The organism is Neptuniibacter marinus, from assembly GCF_001597725.1.
Classification (GTDB): domain Bacteria; phylum Pseudomonadota; class Gammaproteobacteria; order Pseudomonadales; family Balneatricaceae; genus Neptuniibacter; species Neptuniibacter marinus.
In genome coordinates, this window is record NZ_LUTR01000026.1 from 21,481 (window position 1) to 48,106 (window position 26,626).

29 protein-coding genes are annotated in these 26,626 nt (G+C 42.8%); 7 read left to right on the forward strand and 22 right to left on the reverse strand.

The annotated features are described in order from the left end of the window. Nucleotides 1-11 precede the first annotated feature (11 nt). Genes rng through A3774_RS14195 form a run of 5 tightly spaced genes read right to left on the reverse strand, consistent with a single transcriptional unit; the run spans nucleotide 12 to nucleotide 4,583 of the window. Nucleotides 12-1,481 carry a ribonuclease G gene (rng, locus tag A3774_RS14175; RefSeq protein WP_067868959.1) on the reverse strand — a complete coding sequence of 490 codons (1,470 nt, stop codon included), beginning with the start codon at nucleotides 1,479-1,481 and terminating at the stop codon, nucleotides 12-14. 19 nt (nucleotides 1,482-1,500) lie between these two features. After that, complete coding sequence (locus A3774_RS14180; RefSeq protein WP_067868962.1) at nucleotides 1,501-2,076, reverse strand: Maf family protein; 576 nt, start codon at nucleotides 2,074-2,076, stop codon at nucleotides 1,501-1,503. A 17-nt stretch (nucleotides 2,077-2,093) separates the two neighbouring features. Further along, nucleotides 2,094-2,594 carry a rod shape-determining protein MreD gene (gene mreD / locus A3774_RS14185; RefSeq protein WP_067868965.1) on the reverse strand — a complete coding sequence of 167 codons (501 nt, stop codon included), beginning with the start codon at nucleotides 2,592-2,594 and terminating at the stop codon, nucleotides 2,094-2,096. Next, nucleotides 2,591-3,499 (reverse strand): rod shape-determining protein MreC, encoded by a 909-nt coding sequence (gene mreC / locus A3774_RS14190; RefSeq protein WP_269454623.1) that lies wholly within the window; start codon nucleotides 3,497-3,499, stop codon nucleotides 2,591-2,593. The genes mreD and mreC overlap by 4 nt, the downstream gene beginning before the upstream one ends. Nucleotides 3,500-3,545: 46 nt before the next feature. Then, nucleotides 3,546-4,583, reverse strand: a complete 1,038-nt coding sequence (locus A3774_RS14195; protein ID WP_067868972.1) for a rod shape-determining protein — start codon at nucleotides 4,581-4,583, stop codon at nucleotides 3,546-3,548. A 221-nt stretch (nucleotides 4,584-4,804) separates the two neighbouring features. Between A3774_RS14195 and gatC the strand changes: the two genes are divergently transcribed. From gatC to gatB, 3 genes are read left to right on the forward strand one after another with little or no spacing between them, the layout of a single operon-like run. Further along, a complete protein-coding gene (gatC, locus tag A3774_RS14200; protein WP_067868975.1) occupies nucleotides 4,805-5,092 on the forward strand; it encodes an Asp-tRNA(Asn)/Glu-tRNA(Gln) amidotransferase subunit GatC in 288 nt (95 codons plus the stop codon). A 57-nt stretch (nucleotides 5,093-5,149) separates the two neighbouring features. Continuing rightward, the gene (gene gatA, locus A3774_RS14205) at nucleotides 5,150-6,601 is read left to right on the forward strand and encodes an Asp-tRNA(Asn)/Glu-tRNA(Gln) amidotransferase subunit GatA (RefSeq protein ID WP_067868978.1); all 1,452 of its coding nucleotides are present in this window, start codon (nucleotides 5,150-5,152) and stop codon (nucleotides 6,599-6,601) included. 13 nt (nucleotides 6,602-6,614) lie between these two features. Then, entirely contained in the window at nucleotides 6,615-8,069 is a 1,455-nt protein-coding gene (gene gatB, locus A3774_RS14210; protein WP_067868981.1) for an Asp-tRNA(Asn)/Glu-tRNA(Gln) amidotransferase subunit GatB, read from the forward strand. A 123-nt stretch (nucleotides 8,070-8,192) separates the two neighbouring features. Here gatB and A3774_RS14215 read toward each other — a convergent pair whose 3' ends face one another. Further along, nucleotides 8,193-8,822, reverse strand: a complete 630-nt coding sequence (locus A3774_RS14215) for a TorF family putative porin (protein WP_067868984.1) — start codon at nucleotides 8,820-8,822, stop codon at nucleotides 8,193-8,195. A 268-nt stretch (nucleotides 8,823-9,090) separates the two neighbouring features. Between A3774_RS14215 and msrA the strand changes: the two genes are divergently transcribed. The 3 genes from msrA to A3774_RS14230 all read left to right on the forward strand — a co-directional run bounded on the left by msrA (nucleotide 9,091) and on the right by A3774_RS14230 (nucleotide 12,048). After that, nucleotides 9,091-9,561: a peptide-methionine (S)-S-oxide reductase MsrA gene (msrA, locus tag A3774_RS14220; RefSeq protein WP_067868988.1), complete on the forward strand. Its 471-nt coding sequence runs from the start codon at nucleotides 9,091-9,093 to the stop codon at nucleotides 9,559-9,561. Between the two features lie 487 nt (nucleotides 9,562-10,048). After that, on the forward strand, nucleotides 10,049-10,816 hold the full coding sequence (locus A3774_RS14225; RefSeq protein ID WP_067868991.1) for a class II aldolase/adducin family protein: 768 nt from the start codon (nucleotides 10,049-10,051) through the stop codon (nucleotides 10,814-10,816). Between the two features lie 56 nt (nucleotides 10,817-10,872). Next, nucleotides 10,873-12,048, forward strand: a complete 1,176-nt coding sequence (locus tag A3774_RS14230) for a mandelate racemase/muconate lactonizing enzyme family protein (protein ID WP_067868994.1) — start codon at nucleotides 10,873-10,875, stop codon at nucleotides 12,046-12,048. Nucleotides 12,049-12,117: 69 nt separating this feature from the next. On the opposite strand, the gene A3774_RS14235 is transcribed toward A3774_RS14230, so the two are convergent. The 14 genes from A3774_RS14235 to rpoE form a co-directional block, all read right to left on the reverse strand. After that, on the reverse strand, nucleotides 12,118-12,963 hold the full coding sequence (locus A3774_RS14235) for an amidohydrolase family protein (RefSeq protein WP_067868997.1): 846 nt from the start codon (nucleotides 12,961-12,963) through the stop codon (nucleotides 12,118-12,120). A 26-nt stretch (nucleotides 12,964-12,989) separates the two neighbouring features. After that, nucleotides 12,990-13,730 carry an SDR family NAD(P)-dependent oxidoreductase gene (locus tag A3774_RS14240; RefSeq protein WP_067869000.1) on the reverse strand — a complete coding sequence of 247 codons (741 nt, stop codon included), beginning with the start codon at nucleotides 13,728-13,730 and terminating at the stop codon, nucleotides 12,990-12,992. 25 nt (nucleotides 13,731-13,755) lie between these two features. Further along, nucleotides 13,756-14,133, reverse strand: coding sequence for a holo-ACP synthase (gene acpS, locus A3774_RS14245; protein ID WP_067869003.1), 378 nt, complete (start codon nucleotides 14,131-14,133; stop codon nucleotides 13,756-13,758). Further along, the gene (gene pdxJ / locus A3774_RS14250; protein WP_067869006.1) at nucleotides 14,130-14,903 is read right to left on the reverse strand and encodes a pyridoxine 5'-phosphate synthase; all 774 of its coding nucleotides are present in this window, start codon (nucleotides 14,901-14,903) and stop codon (nucleotides 14,130-14,132) included. Before pdxJ ends, acpS begins: the two co-directional genes overlap by 4 nt. 10 nt (nucleotides 14,904-14,913) lie before the next feature. Next, nucleotides 14,914-15,609 (reverse strand): DNA repair protein RecO, encoded by a 696-nt coding sequence (recO, locus tag A3774_RS14255; RefSeq protein ID WP_067869010.1) that lies wholly within the window; start codon nucleotides 15,607-15,609, stop codon nucleotides 14,914-14,916. 12 nt (nucleotides 15,610-15,621) lie between these two features. After that, on the reverse strand, nucleotides 15,622-16,563 hold the full coding sequence (era, locus tag A3774_RS14260) for a GTPase Era (RefSeq protein ID WP_082792451.1): 942 nt from the start codon (nucleotides 16,561-16,563) through the stop codon (nucleotides 15,622-15,624). A 1-nt stretch (nucleotide 16,564) separates the two neighbouring features. Further along, the gene (rnc, locus tag A3774_RS14265) at nucleotides 16,565-17,245 is read right to left on the reverse strand and encodes a ribonuclease III (RefSeq protein WP_067869012.1); all 681 of its coding nucleotides are present in this window, start codon (nucleotides 17,243-17,245) and stop codon (nucleotides 16,565-16,567) included. Further along, a complete protein-coding gene (locus A3774_RS14270; protein ID WP_067869015.1) occupies nucleotides 17,242-17,619 on the reverse strand; it encodes a DUF4845 domain-containing protein in 378 nt (125 codons plus the stop codon). Before A3774_RS14270 ends, rnc begins: the two co-directional genes overlap by 4 nt. Before the next feature lie 16 nt (nucleotides 17,620-17,635). Further along, on the reverse strand, nucleotides 17,636-18,448 hold the full coding sequence (gene lepB / locus A3774_RS14275) for a signal peptidase I (RefSeq protein WP_067869018.1): 813 nt from the start codon (nucleotides 18,446-18,448) through the stop codon (nucleotides 17,636-17,638). 18 nt (nucleotides 18,449-18,466) lie between these two features. Then, nucleotides 18,467-20,266 carry a translation elongation factor 4 gene (gene lepA / locus A3774_RS14280; RefSeq protein ID WP_067869021.1) on the reverse strand — a complete coding sequence of 600 codons (1,800 nt, stop codon included), beginning with the start codon at nucleotides 20,264-20,266 and terminating at the stop codon, nucleotides 18,467-18,469. A 168-nt stretch (nucleotides 20,267-20,434) separates the two neighbouring features. After that, complete coding sequence (locus A3774_RS14285) at nucleotides 20,435-21,835, reverse strand: DegQ family serine endoprotease (protein ID WP_067869024.1); 1,401 nt, start codon at nucleotides 21,833-21,835, stop codon at nucleotides 20,435-20,437. Nucleotides 21,836-21,867: 32 nt separating this feature from the next. Then, the gene (locus A3774_RS14290) at nucleotides 21,868-22,302 is read right to left on the reverse strand and encodes a SoxR reducing system RseC family protein (protein ID WP_067869027.1); all 435 of its coding nucleotides are present in this window, start codon (nucleotides 22,300-22,302) and stop codon (nucleotides 21,868-21,870) included. Further along, nucleotides 22,299-23,129, reverse strand: a complete 831-nt coding sequence (locus A3774_RS14295) for a MucB/RseB C-terminal domain-containing protein (protein WP_067869031.1) — start codon at nucleotides 23,127-23,129, stop codon at nucleotides 22,299-22,301. Before A3774_RS14295 ends, A3774_RS14290 begins: the two co-directional genes overlap by 4 nt. A 33-nt stretch (nucleotides 23,130-23,162) precedes the next feature. Further along, nucleotides 23,163-23,744 carry an RNA polymerase sigma factor RpoE gene (gene rpoE / locus A3774_RS14300; protein ID WP_067869033.1) on the reverse strand — a complete coding sequence of 194 codons (582 nt, stop codon included), beginning with the start codon at nucleotides 23,742-23,744 and terminating at the stop codon, nucleotides 23,163-23,165. A 281-nt stretch (nucleotides 23,745-24,025) separates the two neighbouring features. Between rpoE and nadB the strand changes: the two genes are divergently transcribed. Beyond that, complete coding sequence (gene nadB / locus A3774_RS14305) at nucleotides 24,026-25,621, forward strand: L-aspartate oxidase (RefSeq protein ID WP_067869036.1); 1,596 nt, start codon at nucleotides 24,026-24,028, stop codon at nucleotides 25,619-25,621. Nucleotides 25,622-25,650: 29 nt separating this feature from the next. Here the strand turns inward: nadB and A3774_RS16680 are convergent, their stop codons facing one another. Further along, nucleotides 25,651-25,848 carry a hypothetical protein gene (locus tag A3774_RS16680; RefSeq protein WP_156473721.1) on the reverse strand — a complete coding sequence of 66 codons (198 nt, stop codon included), beginning with the start codon at nucleotides 25,846-25,848 and terminating at the stop codon, nucleotides 25,651-25,653. A 238-nt stretch (nucleotides 25,849-26,086) separates the two neighbouring features. Next, nucleotides 26,087-26,341 (reverse strand): FAD assembly factor SdhE, encoded by a 255-nt coding sequence (locus A3774_RS14315; protein ID WP_067869042.1) that lies wholly within the window; start codon nucleotides 26,339-26,341, stop codon nucleotides 26,087-26,089. Nucleotides 26,342-26,626: the final 285 nt, after the last annotated feature.

The window sequence follows — 26,626 nt, forward strand, 5'->3', positions numbered from 1 at the left end:
ATCTACACCTACTATCGTAAAACAACATCAAAACTTTCCGCGTTATACATAGGCTCAACTTGAAAACGAATGGTTTTACTAATAAATGATTCAAGCTCCGCCACATGGTTTGAAGCATCATCTAACAGATAATCTACAACCGCTTGCGCGGCCAAAACCAAATAGCTATCGGTATCATAAGCTCGGTGCTGTCTTAAAATTTCACGAAAAATCTCATAACAAACGGTTTCTGGAGTCTTAATTGACCCCCGCCCTTGGCACTCAATACACACATCGCATAGAACCTGTTCAAGACTTTCTCTAGTCCGCTTACGTGTCATTTCAACAAGTCCTAAATCTGACACACCTGTCAGCTTACATTTTGCATGATCCTTCTCTAAAACCCGCTCTAAGGTTCTTAAAACTTGGCGCTGGTGATCTGAGTCTTCCATATCAATAAAATCGATAATGATAATACCACCCAGATTACGTAACCGCAGCTGACGACCAATTGCTGTTGCCGCTTCCAAGTTTGTCTTGAAAATAGTCTCTTCTAGGTTTCTATGCCCAACAAAAGCTCCGGTATTAATATCAACCGTTGTCATCGCTTCTGTCTGATCAAAAATCAAGTACCCTCCTGACTTAAGTTCCACTTTCCGACCAAGTGCTTTTTGAATCTCTTCTTCAACATTGAACAGATCAAAGATAGGCCGTTCACCCGGATAATATTCTAATTTACCTGCAACCTCCGGCACGAGAGCATTAACAAAGTCCTGAGCCTTCTGAAAGGTTTCTCGCGAGTCGATACGAATTTTTTCGAGACCACCGTGAGCCATATCGCGCAAAGCTCGCATATTAAGAGGAAGGTCCTCATAAATCACGCTAGGGGCTTTTGCGGATTTGATTTTAACTTTGATGGAATCCCACAAACGGCGTAAAAACTGTATATCCTCAGCCAGTTCTGCCTCAGCTGCGCCTTCAGCAACAGTACGAAGAATAAAACCTGTCGGCTCTTCAGCCTCATCGGTCTCTGATAAGGTTTGAACTATACTGCGCAACCGATCACGCTCTTCGACATCTTCAATACGCTGAGAAATCCCTATATGCTCATTTCCTGGCATACAAACCAAATATCTAGACGGCAAAGATAAGTGAGTTGTTAATCGTGCGCCTTTAGTCCCAATAGGGTCTTTAGTAACCTGCACAATCAATGCTTGCCCTTCACGTAACATCATCGCAATTGATGCATTACTTTTTTCTTCGGGCGTCACATTCTGAGCTAAAACTTCTTCAACATGAATAAATGCAGCGCGCTCCAATCCAATATCAACAAAGGCAGCCTGCATTCCAGGAAGTACTCTAACCACCTTCCCCTGATAAATATTGCCCACGATACCGCGGCGGTGAACTCGTTCGATGTAGACCTCTTGAGGCATACCGTTTTCAATCACAGCAACTCGGGTTTCCATTGGTGTGAAGTTGATTAAAATCTCTTCGCCCATGACTGTTCCTTAAATATCTTTATGTATGCCAGATTTCTACGTCTGCCAGCTTCAACAATTCTGCCGTTTCAGATAAAGGCAAACCGACAACAGCGGAATAACTACCCTCAATACTGTCAACAAATACGGCACCTAAACCTTGAACCCCATATGCGCCTGCTTTATCTGCTGGCTCCCCAGTTTCCCAATACCGATCACACTCTTCTCGAGAAAGTGTTCTAAATTTCACATGAGTTGTGACCACACAACTATAGATTTGTTCTCTACACACTACAGCAACGGCAGTGATAACCTGATGAGTCCTACCCGATAGACTCATCAATATATTAACAGCATCCGTTTTATTTTGCGGCTTACCGATAATCTTACCCTCTAAAACAACCGTCGTATCCGCACCTAATACAACCCGCGGCTGCTCAACCTTATCGTGTCCAGCCTGCGCTTTCGCTAATGCGACTCTTTTTACATAAGGTACAGGTTGCTCATCAGGTATAACATCTTCACAAATATCAACAGGACTAACGTCAAACTGCACACCAATCTGCGCCAACAACTCTTTTCGTCTTGGGGAAGCAGAAGCAAGTACTAGTTTCACTTTAAAGCCTCAAATATTTATTTAATCCGGAATAGACGACGAATGCCACGTAAAACCACAAACAACCATGGCCATAATACAGCACTAATAAGACAAGGAAGGAGGAAAATCAGGTTATCACCCGTATATCCAGTGAAAGCCTGCATCCAATGAAATAATAACTGATTGATACCTACTAACACCATAACCATGAGTGCTTGCTGCACAACTGGAAACATCCGCAAACGCTGGTGTAATAGCAGTGTCAAAAAGGCGATGATCGTTAACGAAAGAGCATTTAATCCAAGCACACTCCCCTTAATCACATCAAGAAAAAGGCCTAGAAAAAAAGCGACACCCATTCCCACGCGATGCGGAAGAGCCATCACCCAATAGATCAATATCATAGCGACCCATTCTGGACGAGCCCATTCAAGGTAATAAGGTAACGGAATTTGACTGAGCATCAAACCCACAAGAAAAGTGGCTAATATAATCAATCCGCCACCGCCGCTAGGAGCTGGAGCACCAGAATTCACCGCTCCTCCTCTGAGGCTGTAACTGGATCTTCTGGCTGTGTATCAGCTGACACAATGGGAACCTCTGGCATACTAACCAACAGCAGATGTCGAGATTTATCCAGTAGCGCTGTTGGCTTAATGCGTACCCGAGCAAACTGTTGACCCGGATCACGTATAACTTTAGAAACTATAGCCACAGGGTAACCTCTAGGAAAGCGTCCTCCGAGGCCCGAAGTAATCACTAAATCATTTTCTTGGATATCCGCGGTATCGGGCACATGGTCCAATTCCAATTCATCGAGATCCCCTTTACCTATAGCTATAGTCCGAAATCCATTACGATTAATCTCAACGGGTAAAGCATGCCTTGCATCAGTGATCAGCATAACTCGACTAGTATAGTAAGAGATTTCAGTGACTTGACCCATTACACCACCTGCATCGAGAATTGGCTGGCCCAGCACTACATGATCTTCACTACCGCGATTAATAATCACTTGATGCTGGAATGGGTCTGGATTGACACCAATAAGCTCAACAAGCTGAACCTCTTCATCAACTCGATGACTACCTTTAAGCAACTCACGCAATCTATTATTTTCAAACCATAGTGCATCATTTTGCTGAACTTTACGTTCAAGCAACAAAGCTTCAGACTTAAGCTTGGCGTTTTCTTTTACCAGCAAACTCCTATCAACCACAATGTCTGAAACCTCACCAGCAAACCGGCTAGGTACATCAATTACCCATTGTAACGGAGTCAACAAGAGAGAGAGATAGGCGCGACTTTCTCTTACTTTTGCGGAATAGAGATCCGCAGCCATAAGCACAAAAGCAATAATAATAAGGAGAAGGAAGCGGCGACCAGAAGACCGTCCGCGAAATATCGATTTAATAACCCACCTCCTGGCGAGCTCTCGCACATAGGAGGCGGGATATAAAAACTAAAACACTGACATCTGGCATAAGTTAATCATGACTTACCAGCTCAAAACCATGCTTATCAAGCATCTCTAATGCACGACCGCCCCCACGCGCTACACAAGTAAGAGGATCTTCTGCAACAATCACCGGCAAACCAGTTTCTTCACTAATAAGACGATCAATGTTTCGCAACAAGGCACCACCACCCGTTAACACAATACCGCGTTCAGCAATATCTGATGCCAATTCAGGAGGACACTGTTCCAAGGCACTTTTCACTGCCTGAACAATCGCAGACAAAGGCTCTTGCAAGGCTTCTAATATTTCGTTGCTATTCAAGGTAAAACTACGAGGAATACCTTCAGCGAGATTACGTCCACGCACATCAATCTCATGCATCTCTGTAGATGGATAAGCTGTACCAATCTCTTGCTTAATGCGTTCAGCCGTTGAATCGCCAATTAAACTGCCGTAATTTCTGCGCACATAAGTAACAATATACTCATCAAAACGGTCTCCGCCCAAACGGACAGAATCTGCATAAACAATCCCGTTCAACGAGATCACTGCAATCTCAGTGGTACCGCCACCTATATCGACCACCATAGAGCCACTCGCTTCATCCACCGGCAAACCGGCTCCAATAGCTGCAGCCATAGGCTCATCAATCAAATAAACTTCGCGCGCACCCGCACCCATCGCCGATTCTTTAATAGCACGACGTTCCACTTGTGTAGATTTACATGGAACGCATACAAGCACCCGCGGGCTAGGTGTAAGGAAGTTGGTATCATGAACTTTACTAATAAAATATTGCAGCATTTTCTCTGTAACATGAAAATCTGCAATAACACCATCTTTCATTGGACGGATGGCTGTAATAGAGCCAGGAGTTCGGCCTAACATTCGCTTCGCGTCTGCACCAACCGCAGCGACGGATTTCTGATTACCCGTCTGCCGTATCGCAACAACAGAAGGCTCATCCAGAACAATATCCTTGTCACGAACATAAATCAGTGTATTTGCTGTGCCTAGGTCTATAGACAAATCACTGGAAAAAAGACCACGAATTTTCTTTAACATGTAAAGGGAGTCCTAAGAAATCCTGCAGGTATAGCCGCTATATCCTGAAAACACGTAACTCTAACAATGGCACGCGTTTTGAGCAAGGCGTAAATAAGTAAATCTACCGAAATAACTTACTTATTTATCCTTCAGGATACAGCACCAATATGATAACGTATGCCTTTATTTTTTTCCTTTGTTATTTTCATTGATAACACCTCAAAAAGTGAGAGTAGATTATGTCTCTGGACCGCACTGATGTGGACAAAATCGCCCATCTGGCGCGACTTCAAATTGAAGAACAAGACGCTCCTGAATACGCGCAAAATTTGTCAAATATTTTAGATCTGGTTAACCAGATGCAAGCCGTTGATACAACGGATGTGTTACCTATGGCTCATCCTCTTGACGCAGCACAACGTCTTCGTAGTGATAATGTCACCGAAGATAATCAGCGTGAACTTCTACAATCAGTCGCTCCCGCCGTTGAAAACGGCCTATTCCTCGTTCCAAAAGTGATTGAGTAAAGCGGTAATTAGCAACCACTTCACCCATCAGGAATACATTTAAAGGATAAGAAGTCCATGTTTGACAAAACACTCGCCGAATTAGCAATAGGGCTAAAAACCGGCCAATTCAGCAGCGTTGAGCTGACTCAAGCCTATCTTGCACGCATCAAGGCTGAAGATGATAAATACAATAGCTTTATCACGGTTACAGATGAACTTGCACTAGAACAAGCCGCTAAGGCAGATGCCGCCATTGCGGCAGGCAATGCTGGCACCTTTACTGGCTTACCTATCGCCCACAAAGATATCTTTTGCACTCAAGGCGTTCGTACCAGTTGCGCATCAAAAATGCTTGATAACTTTGTTTCACCTTATAACGCAACAATCGTCGATAAGTTTAACCAAGCGGGTGCCGTAACTTTAGGTAAAACAAATATGGATGAGTTCGCCATGGGCTCATCCAATGAAAGTAGCTTTTATGGTCCATGCAGCAATCCATGGAATACTGATTATGTACCTGGTGGCTCATCCGGCGGATCGGCAGCAGCAGTATCGGCCCAACTAACACCCGCAGCGACTGGCTCAGACACTGGTGGTTCCATTCGCCAACCAGCAGCTCTATGTGGCATTACAGGCCTAAAGCCAACCTATGGCCGCGTTTCACGTTACGGCATGATCGCCTTTGCATCCTCATTGGACCAAGGCGGCCCAATGACCAAAACGGCTGAAGATGCAGCCATCATGTTAAATGTGATGGCAGGGTTTGATCAGCGCGATTCCACGTCAGCAGATCGTGACGTACCCGATTACACAGCAGAACTCAACAAACCACTTGAGGGCCTGCGTATCGGCCTGCCTAAAGAGTTCTTCAGCGGCGATATCAACGCAGATATTGCAGCACAGACTCAAGCGGCCATCAAAGAGTTTGAAACACTAGGCGCAACCGTTAAAGAGGTTAGCCTACCTAATACAGCACTCTCTATTCCCGCTTATTATATTATTGCGCCAGCAGAAGCCTCCTCAAACCTATCTCGCTTTGACGGTGTACGTTACGGCTATCGCTGCGAAAACCCTACGGATTTGGAAGACTTATATAAGCGATCACGAGGCGAAGGCTTTGGCCCTGAAGTAAAACGCAGAATATTGGTGGGCGCTTACGCCCTATCTGAAGGCTTTTATGATGCGTATTACAATAAAGCCCAGCAGATTCGCCGCCTTATTCGGGATGATTTCAGCAAGGTGCTAAGTGAAGTCGATGTCATTATGGGCCCAACAACACCTCACCCGGCCTTTAAGATAGGCGAAAAATCATCTGATCCTGTCGCAATGTACATGGAAGATATTTTCACCCTCTCTCTCAACCTAGCAGGCCTTCCGGGCATGTCTATCCCGTGCGGCACCATTGATGGTCTACCCACTGGGTTACAAATTATTGGCGACTACTTTGCCGAACAAAAACTATTAAATGTTGCTCACCAGTTCCAACTAGCAACTGATTGGCATAAACAGTCACCACAAGGCATCTGAGGGGTTAATTATCATGGAATGGGAAGCAGTAATCGGGCTAGAGATTCACGCCCAACTAGCTACAAAATCCAAAATTTTTTCCGGTGCCAGCACAGCGTTTGGCGCCGAACCTAATACACAAGCGTGCGCAGTAGACCTAGCGCTACCTGGCACACTCCCTGTATTTAATGAAGAAGCATTAAGAATGGCCGTAAAGTTTGGCCTCGCCGTTGATGCCGAGATTGGACGAAAATCTGTCTTTGATCGTAAAAACTACTTTTATCCAGACCTACCAAAAGGCTATCAAACCAGCCAACTTTTTCACCCTATTGTTGGTATTGGCCATATTGATATCACGTTAGAAGATGGCACAACAAAGCGTATTGGCGTAACACGCGCCCACTTAGAGGAAGATGCAGGTAAATCTCTACATGATGAGTTCCCAGGCATGACAGGCATAGACCTCAACCGCGCCGGCACACCACTACTTGAGATTGTATCTGAACCTGACATGCGCAGCGCTGAAGAAGCGGTAGCTTATGTACGCAAAATTCACTCTCTGGTCACTAGTCTCGGCATCTGTGATGGCAACATGTCTGAAGGTTCATTCCGTTGCGACTGTAACGTTTCCGTTCGTCCTAAAGGCCAAGAAGAATACGGTACACGTACTGAGACAAAAAACATCAACTCATTCCGCTTTATTGAAAAAGCCATTGTGGGTGAGATCGAACGTCAAATAGACCTTATTGAAGATGGTGGCCGCGTAATACAAGCAACACGCCTGTACGATGCAGACAAAAATGAAACCCGCTCGATGCGCTCAAAAGAGGAAGCTAACGATTACAGATACTTCCCCTGCCCTGACCTTTTGCCAATCGTCATTGATGATGAGTACATCGAGAACATACGCAACACATTACCTGAGTTACCTGATGCGCGAAAAGCTCGCTTTACTGAGGAATACAAACTCAGCGAATACGATGCAATGGTACTGTCTGCCGATCATAATATGGCGACGTACTTCGAGATTATCGTTGAAACAGCTAAGGATGCGAAGCTTGCAGCTAACTGGGTGATGGGTGAACTATCTAAACTACTTAATCAGCATGATCTGGATATCACCAACAGCCCAGTTAACGCAGAGCAGCTAGGTGGATTACTACTACGTATTAAAGACGACACTATTTCAGGAAAAATAGCTAAACAAGTATTTGAAGTGATGTGGTCTGAAGGCGGTAACGCTGATGAGATCATCGAATCCAAAGGCTTAAAACAAGTTACCGACAGCGGCGCTATCGAACAGATTGTCGATGAAGTCATCGCCAACAATTCGCCACAAGTGGAGCAATACGTTAACGCTGAACCTGATAAACGCGGCAAGATGATAGGCTTCTTTATGGGGCAAGTCATGAAAGCGTCTCAAGGCAAAGCAAACCCAGGTCAAGTCCAAGGTATTCTTAAGCAAAAGCTCGACGCACTGGTAAGCTAACACTTTAACCATCACAAAAAAACCGCGCTTATCGCGGTTTTTTTAGCGTTAAAAATCAGATAAAAAAAGCCCGTCAAATGACGGGCTTAATACTAGTATGTAACATCAAACAAGGAGCAAAACTTAGAAGTCGAAAGTTTTGCTAATGTAGAAATTGATAGTGTCTTTGCTACCGATTGTGCTATCAGGATCGATATAAGCAACACCCATATCTAGACCTTCATAAGTAGTACCGTAACCGATTTCCCAATAGTCGCCATCGTAATCATCGCCAAATGAACCGTATGTAAGGTAAGCACCTTCATATTCACCTGTAAGGGCTAGGAACGTGTAATCTAGCTCAGGCGTACCACCAGAAGTGTCTTCAGTACCAACAGTATATTCTAAGCTTACAGGACCATAACCAACATTAAAGTTGATTTCATGGAAATCAGTAGCGCCACCTTCTGTATATAGGTAACCAGCATAGCCAACGTAGTAGGAGAAATCTTCTACTTCACCAGCATAACCGCCGTAAACATCAATCTCTTGCTCGCCATTGTTCAATGAAGCAGCCCAAGTACCTACAGAGATACCATTACCTGCATCATAATCCAAGCCACCCATCATGCTTGCGCCACTCACGCCCTGATCAGTACCACGGAAGTAGTAATCACTCATTGCACCGATGTTAGCAGACAATCCTGCTTCAGCCATAACAGAAGCAGACAATAGACCTGCAGCGATCAAGGTTTTTGTAGTTGATTTCATCATTAATTTCCCCCTAGGATAAAATGAAATTCTTTAAACTACACCCTATAAAGCACAGCACATGCCAATAAAATAATTTATATTAAAATCAATAAGTTAATTAACGTAAATCTCTATAAAACCAAATAAAATAGATCAAACACGCTACTGGCGCACCAAAAAGGCACACACCATTTGTTGCATCGCACCAAATGTGAACTTTTTGTTACTAAAAGAACTCATACAGATTACAGTATTAAAACGGCTTAGCCATAAACGAAGGAAATAGGATATGAATATTGCAACATTTGCAGCGGGCTGCTTTTGGGGAATAGAACTCCACTTTTCAAAGCTCCCAGGTGTTACCGGCACAGCAGTCGGCTATATGGGTGGCCATAACTCAAATCCAAGCTATCAAGATGTCTGTACTGGAGATACCAACCATGCAGAGGTAGTTCAAGTAACCTTTGATAAACAAGAAACAAGTTATGAAGAACTATTAAATGCATTCTGGGCAGCACATAACCCAACCACCTTGAATCGCCAAGGTCCCGATATTGGCACACAATACCGTTCCGCAATTTTTTATCATAATGAAGCGCAAAAAACATTCGCGGAATTAAGCAAAGAGAAACTTGATAATAGCGGTTTATTACCCTCAAAAATCGTTACAGAAATAGTGCCTGTTGAAACTTTCTGGCCCGCAGAGGAATACCACCAAAAATACTTAGAGAAACGAGGCATGGGTGGATGTGGAATTTAAAAACACCCTTCTAACCTATCTTCCATCGGCTTATCAATACCATAAAGGCGCTCGCTGGAGCGCCAAAATTTAGGTACTTATTTCAGAACAACACACTTCAAACAATGTAGAGAGAACCCCTAAAACAGAGCTTTAACTACTCTACACCCAGTATCATCCATACCAACCACAACAGAGGCTACCTTATGCTAGGCATGGAACTTAATTCAAAACAACTAGAAACATTAAGCCAAGTAAACTCGCACCGGCTAACGCAATTAACGGAAATTCTATTCTTGATTTAAAAGTACGCGTGTTCACACTTACCTCCGTTCGAATAATAACAATGAGAACCATTATCATTAAAAACCCAGTAAATGTAAATAGTTCTTATTACCAAATAAATAATTTTATTCCTCATCAATACCTCCAAAAATCTCTGTATAATTCCCTTTTTGAATATTTTAAAAACTGAATAGCTCGGCATAAATAGCCTTTAGGGGGCACCATGTGTGAAGCACCTACATTAGACCTTAAAAACACTGTATCTCCAGAAGAATGGGAAACTCGGATAAATTTAGCAGCATGCTACCGTTTGGTAGAAAATTTGGGCTGGGGAGATCTAATTTATACCCACATTTCTGCAAAAGTGCCCAATACTGGGCACTATTTGGTCAACGCTTTCGGCCTGAGCTTTGACGAGGTTACTGCTTCCAATCTCGTTAAAGTCAATTTAGATGGTAAAATTCTGGATGAGACCCCTTTTGATATAAACCCTGCAGGTTTTACTATCCATAGCGCTGTCCATGAGGCCCGTGATGATGCTCACTGCGTAATTCATCTCCACACGAATGAAACAATTGCAGTAGCAACACTTAAAGAAGGACTCCTTCCTCTTTCTCAATATGCTTGCTTTTCCCTCTCCTCTTTAGGCCATCATGGTTATGAAGGTCTTGCGGTAGATCATGCAGAGAGAAGGCGTTTACAGAGTGATATAGGAACACATAACCACTTATTACTCCCTAACCACGGCGCACTGACTCTTGGCCCCACTGTCGGTGATGCGTTTATGCGTATGTATGATCTTCAGCGTGCTTGTGAAATCCAATTGATGATACAAGCAACAGGTGCAGAGGCCATTCCTATTGCTCCTGAAATCGTTGAAGGTATATATAAACAGGCTAACGTTGTGCATTCAGGCTCAACTGGCGGACAAAAATCTTGGCCTGCCATGTTGCGTAAAGCCTACAGACTTGACCCAACTTTTGCCTCTTAACATCGCTATATAATTCAGATAACAAGCTCCCTAGATTTGTTATAAAAGGTTAAATAATGAAAATTAATCGCGTAGAAATTTTTGATATCCACTGTCCAGACCGTCCCGTATGGAACCCCGTTTTTATTCGCATTCATACAGATGAAGGCATTAGTGGCGTAGGTGAAGCTGGTTTAGCCTATGACCTTGGTCATAGCGCTGCAGCACATATGATCAAAGAGTTTGCAGAAGAGATGCTCATTGGTAGGGATCCATTTCAAACAGAAGACCTATGGAATTTAATGCTACGCGGTAGTTTTTGGGGCTTAGGTGGTGGCCCTATTATTTATTCTGCTATGAGCGCAATAGATACCGCACTCTGGGATATTAAAGGTAAGACATTAGGCGTGCCCGTCTACCAGTTACTAGGTGGGAAAGTTAACGATAAGCTTCGTACTTATGCCAGCCAGTTGCAGTTTGATTGGGATGCAGATTTCGCACGTTTAACCGACCCAGAGGATTACGCAAAAGCAGCAGAAAAAGCGTTAGCTGAGGGTTATGATGCGGTGAAAGTTGATCCGATCATGTACGATGCTAAAGGGGAAACCCATTTTGATCGTACTAAACTGTTTAGCAATCAAGATATGAAAATGTTCCGCGAGCGGCTTATGGCTATTCGTGATGTGATGGGAGACGATGGCGATATTATTTTTGAATGCCATAGCCTTCCTGGTGCATCCACGGCAATTCAATTAGGTGAGATCGTTGAAGAAGCCCGTTGTATGTATTTTGAAGAGCCGGTTAACTACCTTAATTCAGAACTGCATAAACGGGTAGCTGATAAAGTTAATGTACCTATTGCCGGTGGTGAGCGTCTCTATAATCGCTGGGGTGTACGCCCATACTTAGAAGATCAAAGCTTAGATGTACTGCAACCTGATATAGGTCTATGCGGCGGGTTTACAGAAACGAAAAAGGTATGCGACTATGCTGATGTATATGATGTCCGTATCCAAGCCCATGTATGCGGCGGCCCTGTAGCAACCGCTGCCTCGTTACATCTGGAAACAGCCATTCCAAACTTCTTAATTCATGAACATCACACATATGCTATTAAGAAATGGAACCGAGAGCTGTGTATTCAAGATCCTCAACCCGTTGATGGTTTCTTCCAAGTATCTGAAGCCCCCGGTATAGGGATTGAGCTAAATGATGAGATTGTTATGCGCTCACCAAGAATGGAAATAAAATAGGCTATATATTTCCTATAGAAAAAAGGCTCATAGGGTTTCTCTTATGAGCCTTTTTAAAACAAATAGATCTCAATCAAATCCATATATACGTTTCGCATTTTCATAAACAAGCTTCTCCTTTTCAAGATCTTCCCATGACATCTCATCTAAATACCGAGACCATAGTTCCGAATAGCTACATGAAAATTCTGATACAGGGAAATTACTAGCCAGCATCACTCGGTTCAAATCAAATTGTCGAATAACAAACCTTATCAGGGGCTCAATTGCTTCTGACGTCCAATCCACATTCAGCATCTCCCACCCTGAACATTTGATATAGCATCTAGGCTGGCGTGCTAATAGAGTAACCGAGTCCATCCAACTTTCTGATAGTTGATCTGATGATCCACAATGATTGATAACAACCTTAAGCTTAGGAACAGAGCATAAAACCTGATTTAAATGCTTAACTGCAGAGCGATCAGTTAATGGAAGTTGAGCTTCAAAGAGCAGACCTTTTTCAGAAATAAGGGATAAATGCTTAACTACACGCTCATTATTTAAAATCGCTTCAGCATGTTCATCAAGAATATGACGTATACCTACAAGTGATTTGAATTGCGCTAATCGATCTAATTGGGCGGGGAAGTGATTGGATGTTAAATCAGCAAAGGCCACGCTTTTAAAAGGTAGCTGGCAATGCTGCTCTAGCCATTCCAACTCACGCCAAGGTGATGCATTATCAAAACCGGCCTCTATATGCACAAAACCGGCAAGCTCCATTACTTGTCGACTAGCGAGATCTGATTCAAAAAAACTACGTCTAATTTTTTCTTTAAAAGGCCACTGAGGCTGATGATCAGCCTGCAGCCAGTCATAATCGCCCTGCTGTAAATCGATAAGGTGAATGTGGGGATCTATCACTCTACTCATAAAACACACTAAGCCTGATGAATATATTATTGTGCGGTATAACCACCATCAATAACCTGAGCACTACCAGTAATAAACTTAGCCTCATCGCTCCCTAAAAAAGCGATTAATGATGCCACCTCTTCTGGTTGACCGATTCTACCTAAAGGTTGAAGCCCTGCCTCTTCTGCATGAATAGCTGCTTTATTGGCTCCCGTACGCTTACAATAGCGATCTATTGCCTGATGGTATAAAGGAGTCTCAATAGTGCCTGGACACACTATATTCGCTCTAATCCCATAAGCGGCATAATCCAATGCGGTTGTTTTCGCCATCGAAGCTAAAGCCGCTTTGCTCATGTTATAAACAAATGAGTTTTTCTTACCCACTAGCGACTGATCAGAACCAACCAAAACAATTGAGCCTGATTGCTGCGTTTTCATAATAGGCAATACGGCTTTGAGTAGATAAAAAGCACCTTTCACATTGATGCTCATTACGCGCTCAAACTCGGCATCTGAGGTATTTTCAATAGAAGCGGACAAATGTATCCCAGCATTAGACACAAGCACGTCAATGCGGCCTATACTCTCTTTAATCTGCTGAATAGCGCAATCTATTTGCTGCTTATCTGAAACATCGCATTGGATATAAACAGACTGATCCTCGGCTAAAGTAGTTGGCTTCAAATCAAGATTCACAACAGAATAACCTTGGTCTAAAAACTTACTAACAACCGCTCGCCCAATACCGAAAGAACCGCCAGTTATCACACAGACTCTACTCATTTAGCTATTCCTATATACAGTCAAGTTAGCTACTTTCCGCCACAACAAATGCAACAATATAGTCTTTTTCGTCACTGTAACTAAGTTGAATATTTCCTGCATTTAAGCTGGCAGCTCGTTCAGCTGCTCCTAAAGTTAAAACGACTAAAGGGCGCCCCAAACTATTTTTTGTGATTTCGATATGCTTCCAACTCACTCCTCGCCCTATTCCAGTACCTAGCGCCTTTGTCACTGCTTCTTTTGCAGCAAAGCGTTTAGCTAAAAACAGAGCGGGGTCGTTGGCTTCGGTACAAAGATCAAGCTCGTGAGAAGTCAGAATTCTCTCTGCTAGTTTGGGTGTTCTTGCCCAAGCTTTTCGCAAACGGCTAATTTGAAGAATATCTGTACCAATACCGACGATCATTTTTTCAGCGCATCTCTTAATGGCTGAATACGCGCTTGCGTTTGTAGCATCTGCTGTTTCATCTCAAACACCGCGTCTTTAAGGCCAACAAACAAAGCCCGAGCGATAATACCATGCCCAATATTAAGCTCATTCATCTCTGGAATTTCGGCGATCTGCTCAACATTATGGTAGTTCAAACCATGCCCAGCATTTACAATTAGGCCTTTTTGATACGCATAAGCAGCCGCATCCTTAATTCGTCTTAATTCCGCCGCCTGTTCTAACGAATGTTCCGCATCAGCATAAGCACCTGTATGTAATTCAATCACCGGTGCTCCACAACGGATTGTCGCATCTATCTGCTCAGGAGCCGGGTCGATAAATAAAGACACTTCGATACCCACCGCACTTAAACGACGACAGGCATCTTTAATTCGAGATTCCTGCCCCGCTACGTCCAAACCACCTTCAGTCGTCAGCTCTTCACGTTTTTCAGGCACAAGACAACAATGGGCAGGCTGGACTTTTTCTGCGATACCGATCATTTCATCAGTCACGGCCATTTCAAAATTCATCCGTGTCTGTAGCGTATCTTTTAACAGAAAAACATCGCGATCCTGAATATGGCGACGATCTTCACGAAGATGAATAGTAATACCATCAGCGCCGGCCTCTTCTGCTAATGCAGCGGCCTGAACCGTATCCGGATAACGGGTCCCTCTTGCTTGGCGAATCGTTGCAACATGATCAATATTTACACCTAACAAAAGACGGGACGGCTCTATCACCTTGTGCTCCTTACATTTTTTGAAACAGTTCACGACTGCGTAAAGGTTTATAACCAAGTACTCGATCTATGAGCGCGCGCATAAGGCGTTTCGATGCTCGTCGCACTTGGGGATTTTCATAATTATCATCTAAAATTGCGTTTAACTGCCAGCCATAAAAACAGAAAGGCTTACGTTTGTCACTTATATCACGACTACTTAAAATGGAAAATCCATGTTCAGGATCCAATAGGTAGATCTGCTCATCCTGTTGATTGCCTAACTCTGGAAGGTAACCTAACTCATCTAACAAGCGATGCTCAAAAGTACGCAAAGCACCTTCTATATCTTTACCCGATACAAGCTCATTAAGTACATACTGATAATAGACATAAAGCTGGGGGTGAGGATCAAAAGGCTGGAGTGTTCGCGAGAGCAGTTCGTTAACATACAAACCACATAATAAAGCATCACCGTTAAGAAACATCATCGCGGCGACGGGCTCTGCCTGGGTAATGGTTTTTAACTCATTCCGTCCTCGCCAGCCTATTTGTATAGGTACAAAAGGCTGAACGCTAGCCCGAAATTTAGATTTAGGGCGACGCGCGCCTTGAACAACAGCGGGGATTTTCCCATATTCCAAAGTAAAAAAGTCAACAATGAGACTGGTATCTCGATAAGGGCGGCCATGAAGCACATAAGCCGCCTGCTGATCTGTTTGACTCATACTGTATGCAAATTAGCTATTATCGTAACCTAAACTACGCAAGGCTCGTTCATCATCAGCCCAACCTCGGCGAACTTTTACCCAAAGATTAAGCATAACTTTACAATCAAACATACGTTCCATATCTAAACGCGAATCACGACCAACGGTTTTAATTCGTGAACCTTTATCGCCAATCACTATACGTTTTTGACCATCTCGCTCAACAAGAATTAATGCACTTACGTGAAGAACACCGTTTTGAGCATACTTAAACTCTTCTATCTCAACGGTTGTGCCATAAGGGATCTCATCACCTAAGTTACGCATCAACTTCTCCCGGACCATCTCTGACACCATAAAGCGTGAGCTTTTATCTGTTACTTGGTCTTCAGGAAAGTGGTGCATCCCTTTTGGCATATGTTTAGCAATCAATTCTTCTAACTGCTCAACATTATGACCATCTTTTGCCGATAAAGGCACCATCTCTGCAAAATCCATACGTCCGGCATGAGACTGCATTTGAGGGAGCAAGGAAGCTTTATCTTTTAATTGATCAATTTTATTAACTGCTAAAATAACCGGGCAGCGAACATGTTTCACTTTATCTAAAACAAGCTGATCTTCTTCAGTCCAAGCCGTACGATCAACAATAAAGACCACAAGGTCCACATCACGCAAAGCATCCGAAGCCGCTTTATTCATATAGCGGTTAAGCGCTTTTTTACCTTCATCTTTATGTAAACCTGGCGTATCAACATAGACAATCTGTAGATCGCCCTCTGTCTTAATCCCCATAATTTGATGACGTGTAGTTTGTGGTTTACGGGAAGTGATACTCAACTTCTGACCCAGTATATGGTTCATGAGCGTTGATTTCCCTACATTAGGGCGACCTACAATCGCTACAAAGCCACAACGCTGATCAGGGTTATCAGATCGCTCATCTAACAGGTGCATTAAATCTTCAGCCATTTTACTTTTCCACCTGCAAGAGAATGAGTGCATTTTTAGCTGCTTCTTGTTCCGCCTGACGACGGCTACTACCTACACCTTTAGCAGCTTGCTTTAGGCCATCAACACTACATTGAATATAAAATGTTTGTGCATGGGCCTCACCTTCCACGTTAATTAATTCGTATTCGGGTAATGATAAACGACGCGATTGCAGAAACTCCTGTAATTGCGTTTTTGAGTCTTTCATAGACTCGTTCAGATCAAGTTTGTTTAACCGTTCTTTAAACCAAGACAAGACAAAACCACGTGCAGTTTCCATATCTGTATCAAGGTAAATAGCACCAATAATCGCTTCAACGGCATCCGCTAAAATTGAGTCGCGGCGATAACCACCACTTTTAAGCTCACCACTACCCAAACGAAGGTAGTCGCCTAAATTTAACTCGCGCGCAACTTCAGATAAGGTAACGCCTTTGACCATACGAGCACGCAGACGGCTTAATTCGCCCTCTTTGGCCTTAGGAAAGCGTTTAAAAAGATCATCAGCTATAACAAAATTGAGTATGGAATCGCCTAGAAACTCTAAACGCTCATTATTCTTTTTGCCGCAGCTTCGATGAGTCAATGCTAATTCAAACAATGACTCATCGGCAAAGCTATGGCCTATACGACGGGATAATTCAGATGCTGGTTTTATCAAGGTGCTATTGCTTCATATTGCTTTTCAAATTTAACCATTGCGTCAACGTTATAAAACATTGGAACACGTATTTCATAATCGAGGACAAAACGAATCACGCCCTCTTTTTTAGTAATGATCAAGGAATCTTTATGGGGTAACTTCACTTGATTGATACGAAACTTTTTACCAATATCTAACTTCAAACTACTCATACTTTTTGTCAATTCATCCCTATCAGTACTTACCTGAGTCAATACTGAATCGATCGTATTATACTCCAGATAAGCTGGATACAGCTTAAATGCGACAGAAAAGAAAAAGCCTGCGACTAATAAGACAATCAAAATTGAGAAAAATGATGCGCCGGTTTGTTGCTTACGAGTAGGTTTCATTCCATTCTCCATTCCATTACTCAATCACACGAACATCGCCAAATTTTGGCCAGCTCAAGAAAGTCGGCCAATGCATCCATACAGCAAATGCCTTACCAACTAGTAAGTCCTCAGATACAAAACCCCAGTAACGACTATCGTTACTATTATCACGGTTGTCACCCATCATAAAATAATGGTTGTCAGGTACTGTCCATTGCATATTTTGAGACGGTCGCGCCAAGTCTTTATTAATCTGATGCTTAACACCGCTTAGATTTTCTTCTAAGAGCTGCTGTACCGGACGATTCGGCGGCAGCTGAGCCAATAGTTTTTGAGGTTGCGCTTCCCCATTAATAAAGATCATTTTATCCTGATAACGGATAACATCACCCGGCAAACCAACCACTCGCTTAATATAATTAATCGACGGATTCTCCGGGTATTTAAATACAATCACATCACCACGCTCAGGCTCATTGATCTCCACAATCTTAGTATTCAATACAGGCAAACGTAACCCATAATGAAATTTATTAACTAAGATAAAATCACCTATTTTTAAGGTTGGCAACATTGAGCCTGATGGAATTTGAAAAGGCTCAACCAGAAAAGAACGCAGCACCAACACAATAAGTAACACAGGGAACATCGATCTACCTGTGTCCACCCAACCTGACTCACGCTCAATTTCAGCTTTAACCGATTCTGAAAGCTCACCATCCACTTGATTAGCTGCTGCACTCAGTTTAGCTTCACGTTTAGGCTTAAGTGATACTTTATCGTAAAACCACACAAGCCCTGATATAAACGTCAGTGCTACAAGTATTAGTGCAAAATCAAAATCCATCTATACTGCCCTTAAAAATTAACTATCTACTTTTAGTACGGCTAAGAAAGCATCCTGAGGTATCTCTACATTACCTACCTGCTTCATGCGTTTTTTACCTGCTTTCTGTTTCGCTAGCAATTTTTTCTTACGACTCACATCACCACCGTAACATTTCGCTAACACGTTTTTACGTAATGCTTTTACCGTTGTTCGTGCGATAATTTTACCACCCAATGCCGCCTGAATAGCAACATCAAACATCTGGCGCGGAATAACTTCCTTCATTTTTTCACAAAGCTGGCGGCCTTTATACTGAGCATTATCTCGATGCAAAATAAGAGCTAATGCATCCACCTTATCGCCATTAATCAGGATATCCATACGAACCAGCTGGGCCGGCTCAAAACGGACAAAGTTATATTCAAGCGATGCATATCCACGGCTAACCGACTTTAAGCGGTCAAAGAAGTCTAAAACCACTTCAGCCATGGGCAGTTCATAAGAGATCTGAACCTGATTACCTACATAGTTCATCTCTTTTTGAACGCCGCGCTTTTCAACACAAAGACCTATCACTTGCCCTAGATAATCTTGCGGCACAAGGATATTCGCTTCCACTATAGGCTCGCGCATTTCATTGATAGACCCTGGATCTGGTAGCTTGGACGGGCTGTCGATTTTAACAACATCACCGTTATTCATTTCAAGCTCATAAATTACCGTAGGTGCGGTGGTAATTAGATCAAGATTATACTCCCGCTCTAAGCGCTCTTGAATAATCTCCATATGGAGCATACCAAGAAAACCACAACGGAAACCAAAACCAAGGGCATCTGATGTTTCAGGCTCAAAGAACAACGAAGCATCATTCAATGTAAGCTTATCAAGTGCTTCACGAAAATCTTGATAGTCATCAGAGCTTGTTGGAAACAAGCCGGAGTAGACCTGAGGTTGAACCTTCTGGAAACCAGGTAGCATATCAACTTCAGGTGTTTTCTGATGGGTTAATGTATCACCCACAGGAGCCCCATGAATATCTTTAACACCGGCGACAACAAAACCTACTTCCCCAGCCTTAAGCACGCCAGTTTCTTTCCGTTTTGGCGTAAAAATACCTACAGATTCAGCTTGATAACTCTGCCCTGTAGATTTAACTAAGATCTTATCTTTCTTACTTAATGTTCCCTGTTTAACACGTACTAAGGAAACAACGCCTAAATAATTATCAAACCATGAATCTATAATTAAGGCTTGAAGTGGTGCATCTACATCACCTTGCGGTGAAGGGACATCTCGCACAAGATGCTCTAGTACATCAAGCACCCCTAAGCCACTTTTTGCTGAGCAGGTCACGGCTTCTGTCGCATCAATACCAATAACTTCTTCAATCTCCATACGAACCCTTTCAGGCTCCGCTTGAGGCAGATCGATTTTATTCAGAACAGGCACAACTTCTAACCCTTGTTCTATCGCCGTATAACAGTTAGCGACAGATTGGGCTTCAACACCTTGTGCAGCATCAACAACTAACAAAGCCCCTTCACAAGCCGCAAGGGAACGTGACACTTCGTATGAAAAGTCAACATGCCCAGGCGTATCGATAAAGTTAAGCTGATATGTTTGCCCATCTTTAGCAGTGTAATCCAAAGTCACACTCTGAGCCTTAATGGTAATACCACGCTCACGCTCGATATCCATTGAATCGAGCACTTGCGCCTCCATTTCACGTTCACTAAGGCCACCGCACATCTGGATAAAGCGGTCAGCTAAAGTCGACTTACCATGGTCAATATGGGCAATAATTGAAAAATTTCGGATATGTTCTAGGCTGCTCACTTGATGGCTACCATTACTATTAACTCGCTGGAAAGGCGCAAGTTTACAGTATTTGCTCTATATGAGCCACGAAAAATAGAGTGCATCTTTTTCAATATTTTTTATGATTTTTTTCACCTACAAAAAATAAAATAAAGGGGTTAAAACCCCCCTTTATTTTTAACCTTTTCACTCTACTCTTAAAGGAATAAACATTGGACTACCTCTACGCACAATCCGCATAGGTAAGGAACGATTGACAGGAAGAGAGCTTGCAATCCGATTAAAGTCGGCAACAGAACCAACCTGCTCGCCGTTTAACATAGTAATCACATCACCAACCATTAAACCAGAATTAGAGCCAGCCCCTGGCATAACGCGACGCACAACAACGCCAGCACTCACTTGCCATTTTTCTCGTCTCTGCTCATCTAATTCTACTACATCAACATTCAGGCGATTTAATGTATCTGCGTTATATTTATCCTGCCCTGCACCTGCTAGCTGGTTTTGATTCGGTAAAACACCAATCTTCACATTGATTGTTTGCTTTCTTCCAGCGCGCATTACTTCTACTTTGGCTCTAACACCTGGTTTAACTTGCCCTACATAATGAGGGAGATCAGACGACAGCGTTACATCTAATCCTTCAAAACTTAAAATCACATCACCCGCTTGCAAACCAGCTTCATCGGCGGGACTATCAGGCAAAACCTTCGCAACCAATGCGCCTGCGGGTTTATCTAATCCAAAAGATTCCGCTAAGTCCCTATTTACTTCTTGAATAATAACGCCCAACCATCCACGCGTAACATAACCATTGGCTTTCAACTGATCGGCAACATTCATAGCCACATCAATGGGAATAGCAAATGACAACCCCATGAAGCCACCAGAGCGCGTGTATATCTGCGAATTAATACCGACAACCTCACCATCAAGATTAAATAAAGGCCCACCGGAATTACCTGGGTTAATCGCTACATCAGTCTGAATAAAAGGAACGTATGTCTCGTTCGCCAAGGCACGTTCTTTCGCACTAACAATGCCGGCCGTAACACTATGATCAAATCCGAAAGGCGATCCTATAGCCAGTACCCACTCACCTACTTCAAGATCTTTAGATTTACCTAATTCAACGGTTGGCAGGTTATGAGCATCGATTTTAAGCAATGCCACATCAGAGCGTTTATCCGAGCCAATCACTTCAGCTTCTAACTCACGCCTATCAGCAAGTCGAACAATGACTTTATCTGCATCAGCGACAACATGATGATTGGTAAGCAAATAACCATCTTCAGAGATAATAAAACCGGAACCTAAAGATTGAGGGGCTTGGTGCTTTGGCCTCTCTCCTTGCTCAAACTCCGGCATTCTAAAAAAATGCTTAAAAATTTCGGGAATCTCTTCTCCATTAGGACCAACTAAAGAGTAGCCTTTAGAACTATCAGCTTTCTGGATTGTACTAATATTTACAACCGCGGGAGAAGCTTCTTTCACAAGAGATTTAAAGTCAGGAAGGTTGGCAGCTGAGACCGAATGTGCGAACACAATAAAAAAAGAAAAAATGAATTTAGATAAATATTTCATATCAAAATCACCTATAACTATCAGAAATAAAATTAAATTACTTTCATTAACGTAGGCTGGTACTTATACGAACGGAATAGAGAATAGCTTCCAAAACGAACAAGCAAGAAGCCTACTAACAAAGAGGAAAAAGATATTAAAATCATCCAGCCTTCGGAAAACGCCAAGGCATCAGAAATAACCGCTCCCGCAAAAAGACCAATAAGCGGTATAAGGTACATAAAGACAGTAGCCTTAAGAAAGGCACCCTCTTCAATTCCGATCAGCACATCATCATCGGTAATAACAGATAAGTTGTCTGGATTATTCACTCGAAAAATAAAACGTTTACCCTGACCTACTGATGCTAACAACTTCTGACCGCAACCATTTTTAGCTGCACAACTCGCACACGCACTTTGCTTGACTGTCTCAACCCATACACCTTGCGAGTTAACATCAACGACTTTCCCGTTTTCTTGAATCATTTTTTCACTACTGAAGACGCAATTCTTTCAGCGATCATCAAAGGGACATCACCAACAACGGTAACAAATTGATCGCCAATTCTTTTACCTACTGCAACCATATTTCCAGACTGGGCAACCCCTTCTGAAACTGATTGATGTCCATAGTTTTCAACACAAACACTAAACGTATTACGTCCGTTACTAAAAATTTGCACTTCCGCGTGAGGCATTACATCACTACGTAACCCACTAAAACCGTCTGGAAGCCATGAAGCCTGCCAATTCGGTTTTTGTTTTTTCAGCATATGCTCATGCTGTTCAATATAACGATCTATACCTTGAGGTAAGCGGATAATTTCAGGCTGCTGACTCTCAACTTCGATATTAGAACGGTTGCCAAACTGCGCTCGAACAATATCATTAGAAAGCGTACCCGCTGGAAGAGAATAGCTCGGACGGTTATCTGCAATAGTCGACTCTACAGGCTGAGAAAGGTTCTGCGCCCCAAGAATAACCATCGCCGTTACTGATGCCGCAGCGGCCATACTTGCTACTGGTTTCCAAAGAAAATGAGATTTACTCACCGCTTTTTCTGAATCAGTAGATCCATCTTCCAAATGAAACTCAGGCTCAGATTCCAAAGCAGACATAACACTGGAACTTATATCTACAGCGATTCCATTACCATCTTCGCTACGTATAGCAGACCGAATTAAATGGTAACGCTGCCAAGTTTCTGCAAGCTCAGGTTCGCTCTCAATCCGCGCTAATGTACGGCGGAGTTCAAAATCAGTTACTTCACCATCCATAAGTGCAGAAACAGACTCAATAGATCGATCAGTCATAATTGTGTACCTCAAATTTCATCATTTCTGCAATCAACTTGCCATTAAAGGCATAATTTCTTTATCTAATGTTTCCCGCGCCCTGAAAATCCTAGACCTTACCGTCCCAACGGGACAATCCATAACGCGCGCAATCTCATCATAACTCATACCCTCAAACTCTCTCAGGGTAAGCGCCATTCTTAAATCTTCTGGTAATCGATTCAACGTACGCTTAATCACTAAGTCCAACTCATCTTTATAAAGTTCATTTTCAGGCGTCGCTATGTCTTTCAATTGATGATCACCCTCAAAAAACTGCGCATCGTCAACATCAACGTCTATAGGTTTACGACCGCGTGAAACCAGATGGTTTTTAGCCGTATTAATGGCTATACGGTACAACCACGTATAAAACGCACTATCACCGCGAAAATTTGGAAGTGCTCGATATGCCTTAATAAAGGTTTCTTGGGCTACATCTTGAGCTTCATGGAAGTCATATACATAACGACCAATTAACGCAATAATCTTGTGTTGGTACTTTTTAACCAAAAGATCAAACGCTGTTTTGTCACCTGCTTTAACGCGTTCGACAAGTTTTTGATCAACTACTGTTTGGCTCTCATTTGACACTCGATATTCCTTAGATTCTTTCCATGAGACTCATTACTATAAGCATAGAGGCTAAAGCAGCCAAAGTATCTCTTTTGCTTCTACTATATTCAACTCTCATCAAGAGTGTCGGGACAACTACTATGAGCTTAGAAATAAGATGAAGTTCCCTCAACACGTAAAAAAATGCTAAATTGCGCATTAAAAGTTCTAACAATTACCATAAAACACTATCCTCTACAGAATTTCTGTCAGTAAAATAGCCCGACAGCAATTTCTACTTTCATATAAAGAGCAACCAAATGACACAACACCACCACTACGACGCTTTAATTATTGGTAGCGGAGCCGCAGGCCTAAGTATGGCGTTACACCTCGCTGAAAACGCGCGCGTGGCGGTTCTTAGCAAGCGAAAACTAAAAAGTGGATCAACTTGGTTAGCTCAAGGTGGTATTGCCGCAGTCTTAGATACAACCGACAGCACACAAGCTCATATAGAAGATACGATGACAGCAGGAGGACAATTAAGCCGCCCTTCCGCCGTTGAATTTACGGTATCCCATGGCAAAGAGAGTATTGACTGGTTAATTCAACAAGGCGTTGCCTTCACACAAGAGAGTGATGATTACCATCTAACAAAAGAGGGTGGCCACTCCCATCGAAGAATTATTCATTCTGCCGATGCAACAGGCAAAGCACTACAAAGCACACTGATAGATCGTGCAAAAGCATCGCCGAATATAGACCTCTTTGAAGATCACATCGCAGTTGACCTTATTACCCGCCGCAAGCTCAGTCTGGCACACAACCGTTGCGTCGGAGCTTATATATTGAATGGAAAAACAGGCCACGTAGAAGTATTTCAAGCACCCCATGTGGTTTTAGCAACGGGAGGTGCTTCTAAAGCCTACCTTTATACAAGCAATTCAGATGGCGCAACTGGGGATGGTATTGCCATGGCTTGGCGTGCGGGCTGTCGGGTGGGAAATATGGAATTTAATCAATTCCACCCTACCTGCCTTTACCACCCCCAGGCAAAATCCTTTTTAATTACAGAAGCCGTTCGCGGTGAGGGTGGAAAATTATTACTACCTGATGGCGAACAGTTCATGCAGAAATTTGATAAGCGTGGTGAATTAGCGCCTCGAGACATTGTCGCTCGCGCTATAGATCATGAAATGAAACGCTTAGGTTGTGATTGTTTATTTCTAGATATATCTCACAAACCCGAATCGTTTATACGCGGGCACTTCCCGACCATCTATAAACGGTGCTTAAAGCTAGGTATTGATATCACTAAAGAACCTATCCCTGTCGTGCCCGCTGCCCACTATACCTGTGGAGGCATTGTTACCGACGAAAAAGGACGAACCGACATCCCTGGCCTCTATGCTATAGGCGAAACCTCATTCACGGGTTTACATGGCGCGAACCGGCTAGCCAGCAATTCATTACTTGAGTGCCTAGTCTATGCAAAATCAGCATCAGAGGAAGTTTACAGCTCCTTGGTAGCACCTCTCGATAAATCATTAATCCCTGCATGGGATGAAAGCCAAGTAACTGATTCTGATGAGGATGTGATTATCTCCCACAACTGGGATGAAATACGACGTTTTATGTGGGATTACGTGGGTATTGTGCGTACTACAAAGCGCCTACAACGGGCAAAGCATCGTATTGACCTTTTACACCATGAGATCAGCGAATATTACAGTAACTACAAAATCAGCAATGACCTTTTAGAATTACGCAATTTAGCCGTAGTGGCAGATTTGATAATACGCTCTGCTATGCTCCGTCACGAAAGCCGCGGGCTACATTATACTCTCGATTACCCAGAACTAGGCGCAGAGCCCATAGATACCATCCTGACCCCTATTAACTTTTCTTGGAACTAAATCAAAGATAAAGCGAAGCAACGCCACTGTTATTGAACAGCTTCGCCATTAGACTTTACCGAACAGTGTAAAGCCAACACTCTTAGACGACGAAATTCTTGAGGTGTGCAAGCATCCCAGAACACTATAACGGGAATAGGAAATAGACGTTCTTCAACTTTACATTGTAAACATACAACAATGGGTAAAACAGACGCCTGTTTTAGCTCCACAACATCCAAGCGCACACCATCTCTCTGGAAAAGCTGGATACAACCTCCTTCAGCTGACCAGGCTATAGAGGCGATCGAAGACGAGTCTCTACATAGCCTATTATAAATAAAATAAGCAAAACTCATTATTACAAACAAAGAAAAGAGAGATTTATGAAACGTAGGGATAAGCGAAACAAAAATAGAGTACAGCGCAATAAAATACACCCCACTACAAAGATAGAGTAGAGTGCGAGATTGTCTTATATATAGATTACTTAGGTTGAACACGCTCTAATATAATCCTCACAATCCGTTGCAAATCTAAATCATCAGGTACCGCCCGCTCCATAAGCCAAACAAAAAGATCCTGATCTTCACAAGCCAGCAATTTCACAAAGCGATCTTGATCATCCTTTTCAAGATCCGCAAAAGCTTCTTCTACAAATGGAACAAATAACACATCAAGTTCCAGCATGCCCCTACGACTCTGCCACCTTAAACGACGGATATCTTCTTCTGTATACATAACACCCACTATAGCTGACAATAATTTTATACTAGAAATACTGACTAGCGATAACTCTAATTATGAAGGTAAGCACAAAAAAAAAGAAGTCGAATACAACAACATTATTCAGATTAAAAGTACTTACCTTATATACACTAGAACTCTATGCATCTAAGCCTCTTACTTCCTACACTCCAAGCCCCAGACGCAAAAAACCCCGGCTACATAGTAACCGGGGTTTCTCTAAATAAATGCTTGGCGATGACCTACTCTCACATGAGGAAACCCCACACTACCATCGGC

Excerpts from the sequence above, each read along its gene's own strand:
- A3774_RS14195 (WP_067868972.1), bottom strand. The coding sequence starts at position 4,583 with ATGTTAAAGAAAATTCGTGGTCTTTTTTCCAGTGATTTGTCTATAGAC.
- gatA (WP_067868978.1), top strand. The coding sequence starts at position 5,150 with ATGTTTGACAAAACACTCGCCGAATTAGCAATAGGGCTAAAAACCGGC.
- gatB (WP_067868981.1), top strand. The coding sequence starts at position 6,615 with ATGGAATGGGAAGCAGTAATCGGGCTAGAGATTCACGCCCAACTAGCT.
- A3774_RS14285 (WP_067869024.1), bottom strand. The coding sequence starts at position 21,835 with ATGAAATATTTATCTAAATTCATTTTTTCTTTTTTTATTGTGTTCGCA.
- A3774_RS14235 (WP_067868997.1), bottom strand. The coding sequence starts at position 12,963 with ATGAGTAGAGTGATAGATCCCCACATTCACCTTATCGATTTACAGCAG.
- acpS (WP_067869003.1), bottom strand. The coding sequence starts at position 14,133 with ATGATCGTCGGTATTGGTACAGATATTCTTCAAATTAGCCGTTTGCGA.
- A3774_RS14290 (WP_067869027.1), bottom strand. The coding sequence starts at position 22,302 with ATGATTCAAGAAAACGGGAAAGTCGTTGATGTTAACTCGCAAGGTGTA.
- recO (WP_067869010.1), bottom strand. The coding sequence starts at position 15,609 with ATGAGTCAAACAGATCAGCAGGCGGCTTATGTGCTTCATGGCCGCCCT.
- A3774_RS14315 (WP_067869042.1), bottom strand. The coding sequence starts at position 26,341 with ATGTATACAGAAGAAGATATCCGTCGTTTAAGGTGGCAGAGTCGTAGG.
- lepB (WP_067869018.1), bottom strand. The coding sequence starts at position 18,448 with ATGGATTTTGATTTTGCACTAATACTTGTAGCACTGACGTTTATATCA.
- era (WP_082792451.1), bottom strand. The coding sequence starts at position 16,563 with ATGGCTGAAGATTTAATGCACCTGTTAGATGAGCGATCTGATAACCCT.
- A3774_RS14225 (WP_067868991.1), top strand. The coding sequence starts at position 10,049 with ATGTGTGAAGCACCTACATTAGACCTTAAAAACACTGTATCTCCAGAA.
- msrA (WP_067868988.1), top strand. The coding sequence starts at position 9,091 with ATGAATATTGCAACATTTGCAGCGGGCTGCTTTTGGGGAATAGAACTC.
- A3774_RS14230 (WP_067868994.1), top strand. The coding sequence starts at position 10,873 with ATGAAAATTAATCGCGTAGAAATTTTTGATATCCACTGTCCAGACCGT.
- A3774_RS14270 (WP_067869015.1), bottom strand. The coding sequence starts at position 17,619 with ATGAAACCTACTCGTAAGCAACAAACCGGCGCATCATTTTTCTCAATT.
- gatC (WP_067868975.1), top strand. The coding sequence starts at position 4,805 with ATGTCTCTGGACCGCACTGATGTGGACAAAATCGCCCATCTGGCGCGA.
- A3774_RS14215 (WP_067868984.1), bottom strand. The coding sequence starts at position 8,822 with ATGATGAAATCAACTACAAAAACCTTGATCGCTGCAGGTCTATTGTCT.
- nadB (WP_067869036.1), top strand. The coding sequence starts at position 24,026 with ATGACACAACACCACCACTACGACGCTTTAATTATTGGTAGCGGAGCC.
- A3774_RS14295 (WP_067869031.1), bottom strand. The coding sequence starts at position 23,129 with ATGACTGATCGATCTATTGAGTCTGTTTCTGCACTTATGGATGGTGAA.
- rng (WP_067868959.1), bottom strand. The coding sequence starts at position 1,481 with ATGGGCGAAGAGATTTTAATCAACTTCACACCAATGGAAACCCGAGTT.
- A3774_RS14240 (WP_067869000.1), bottom strand. The coding sequence starts at position 13,730 with ATGAGTAGAGTCTGTGTGATAACTGGCGGTTCTTTCGGTATTGGGCGA.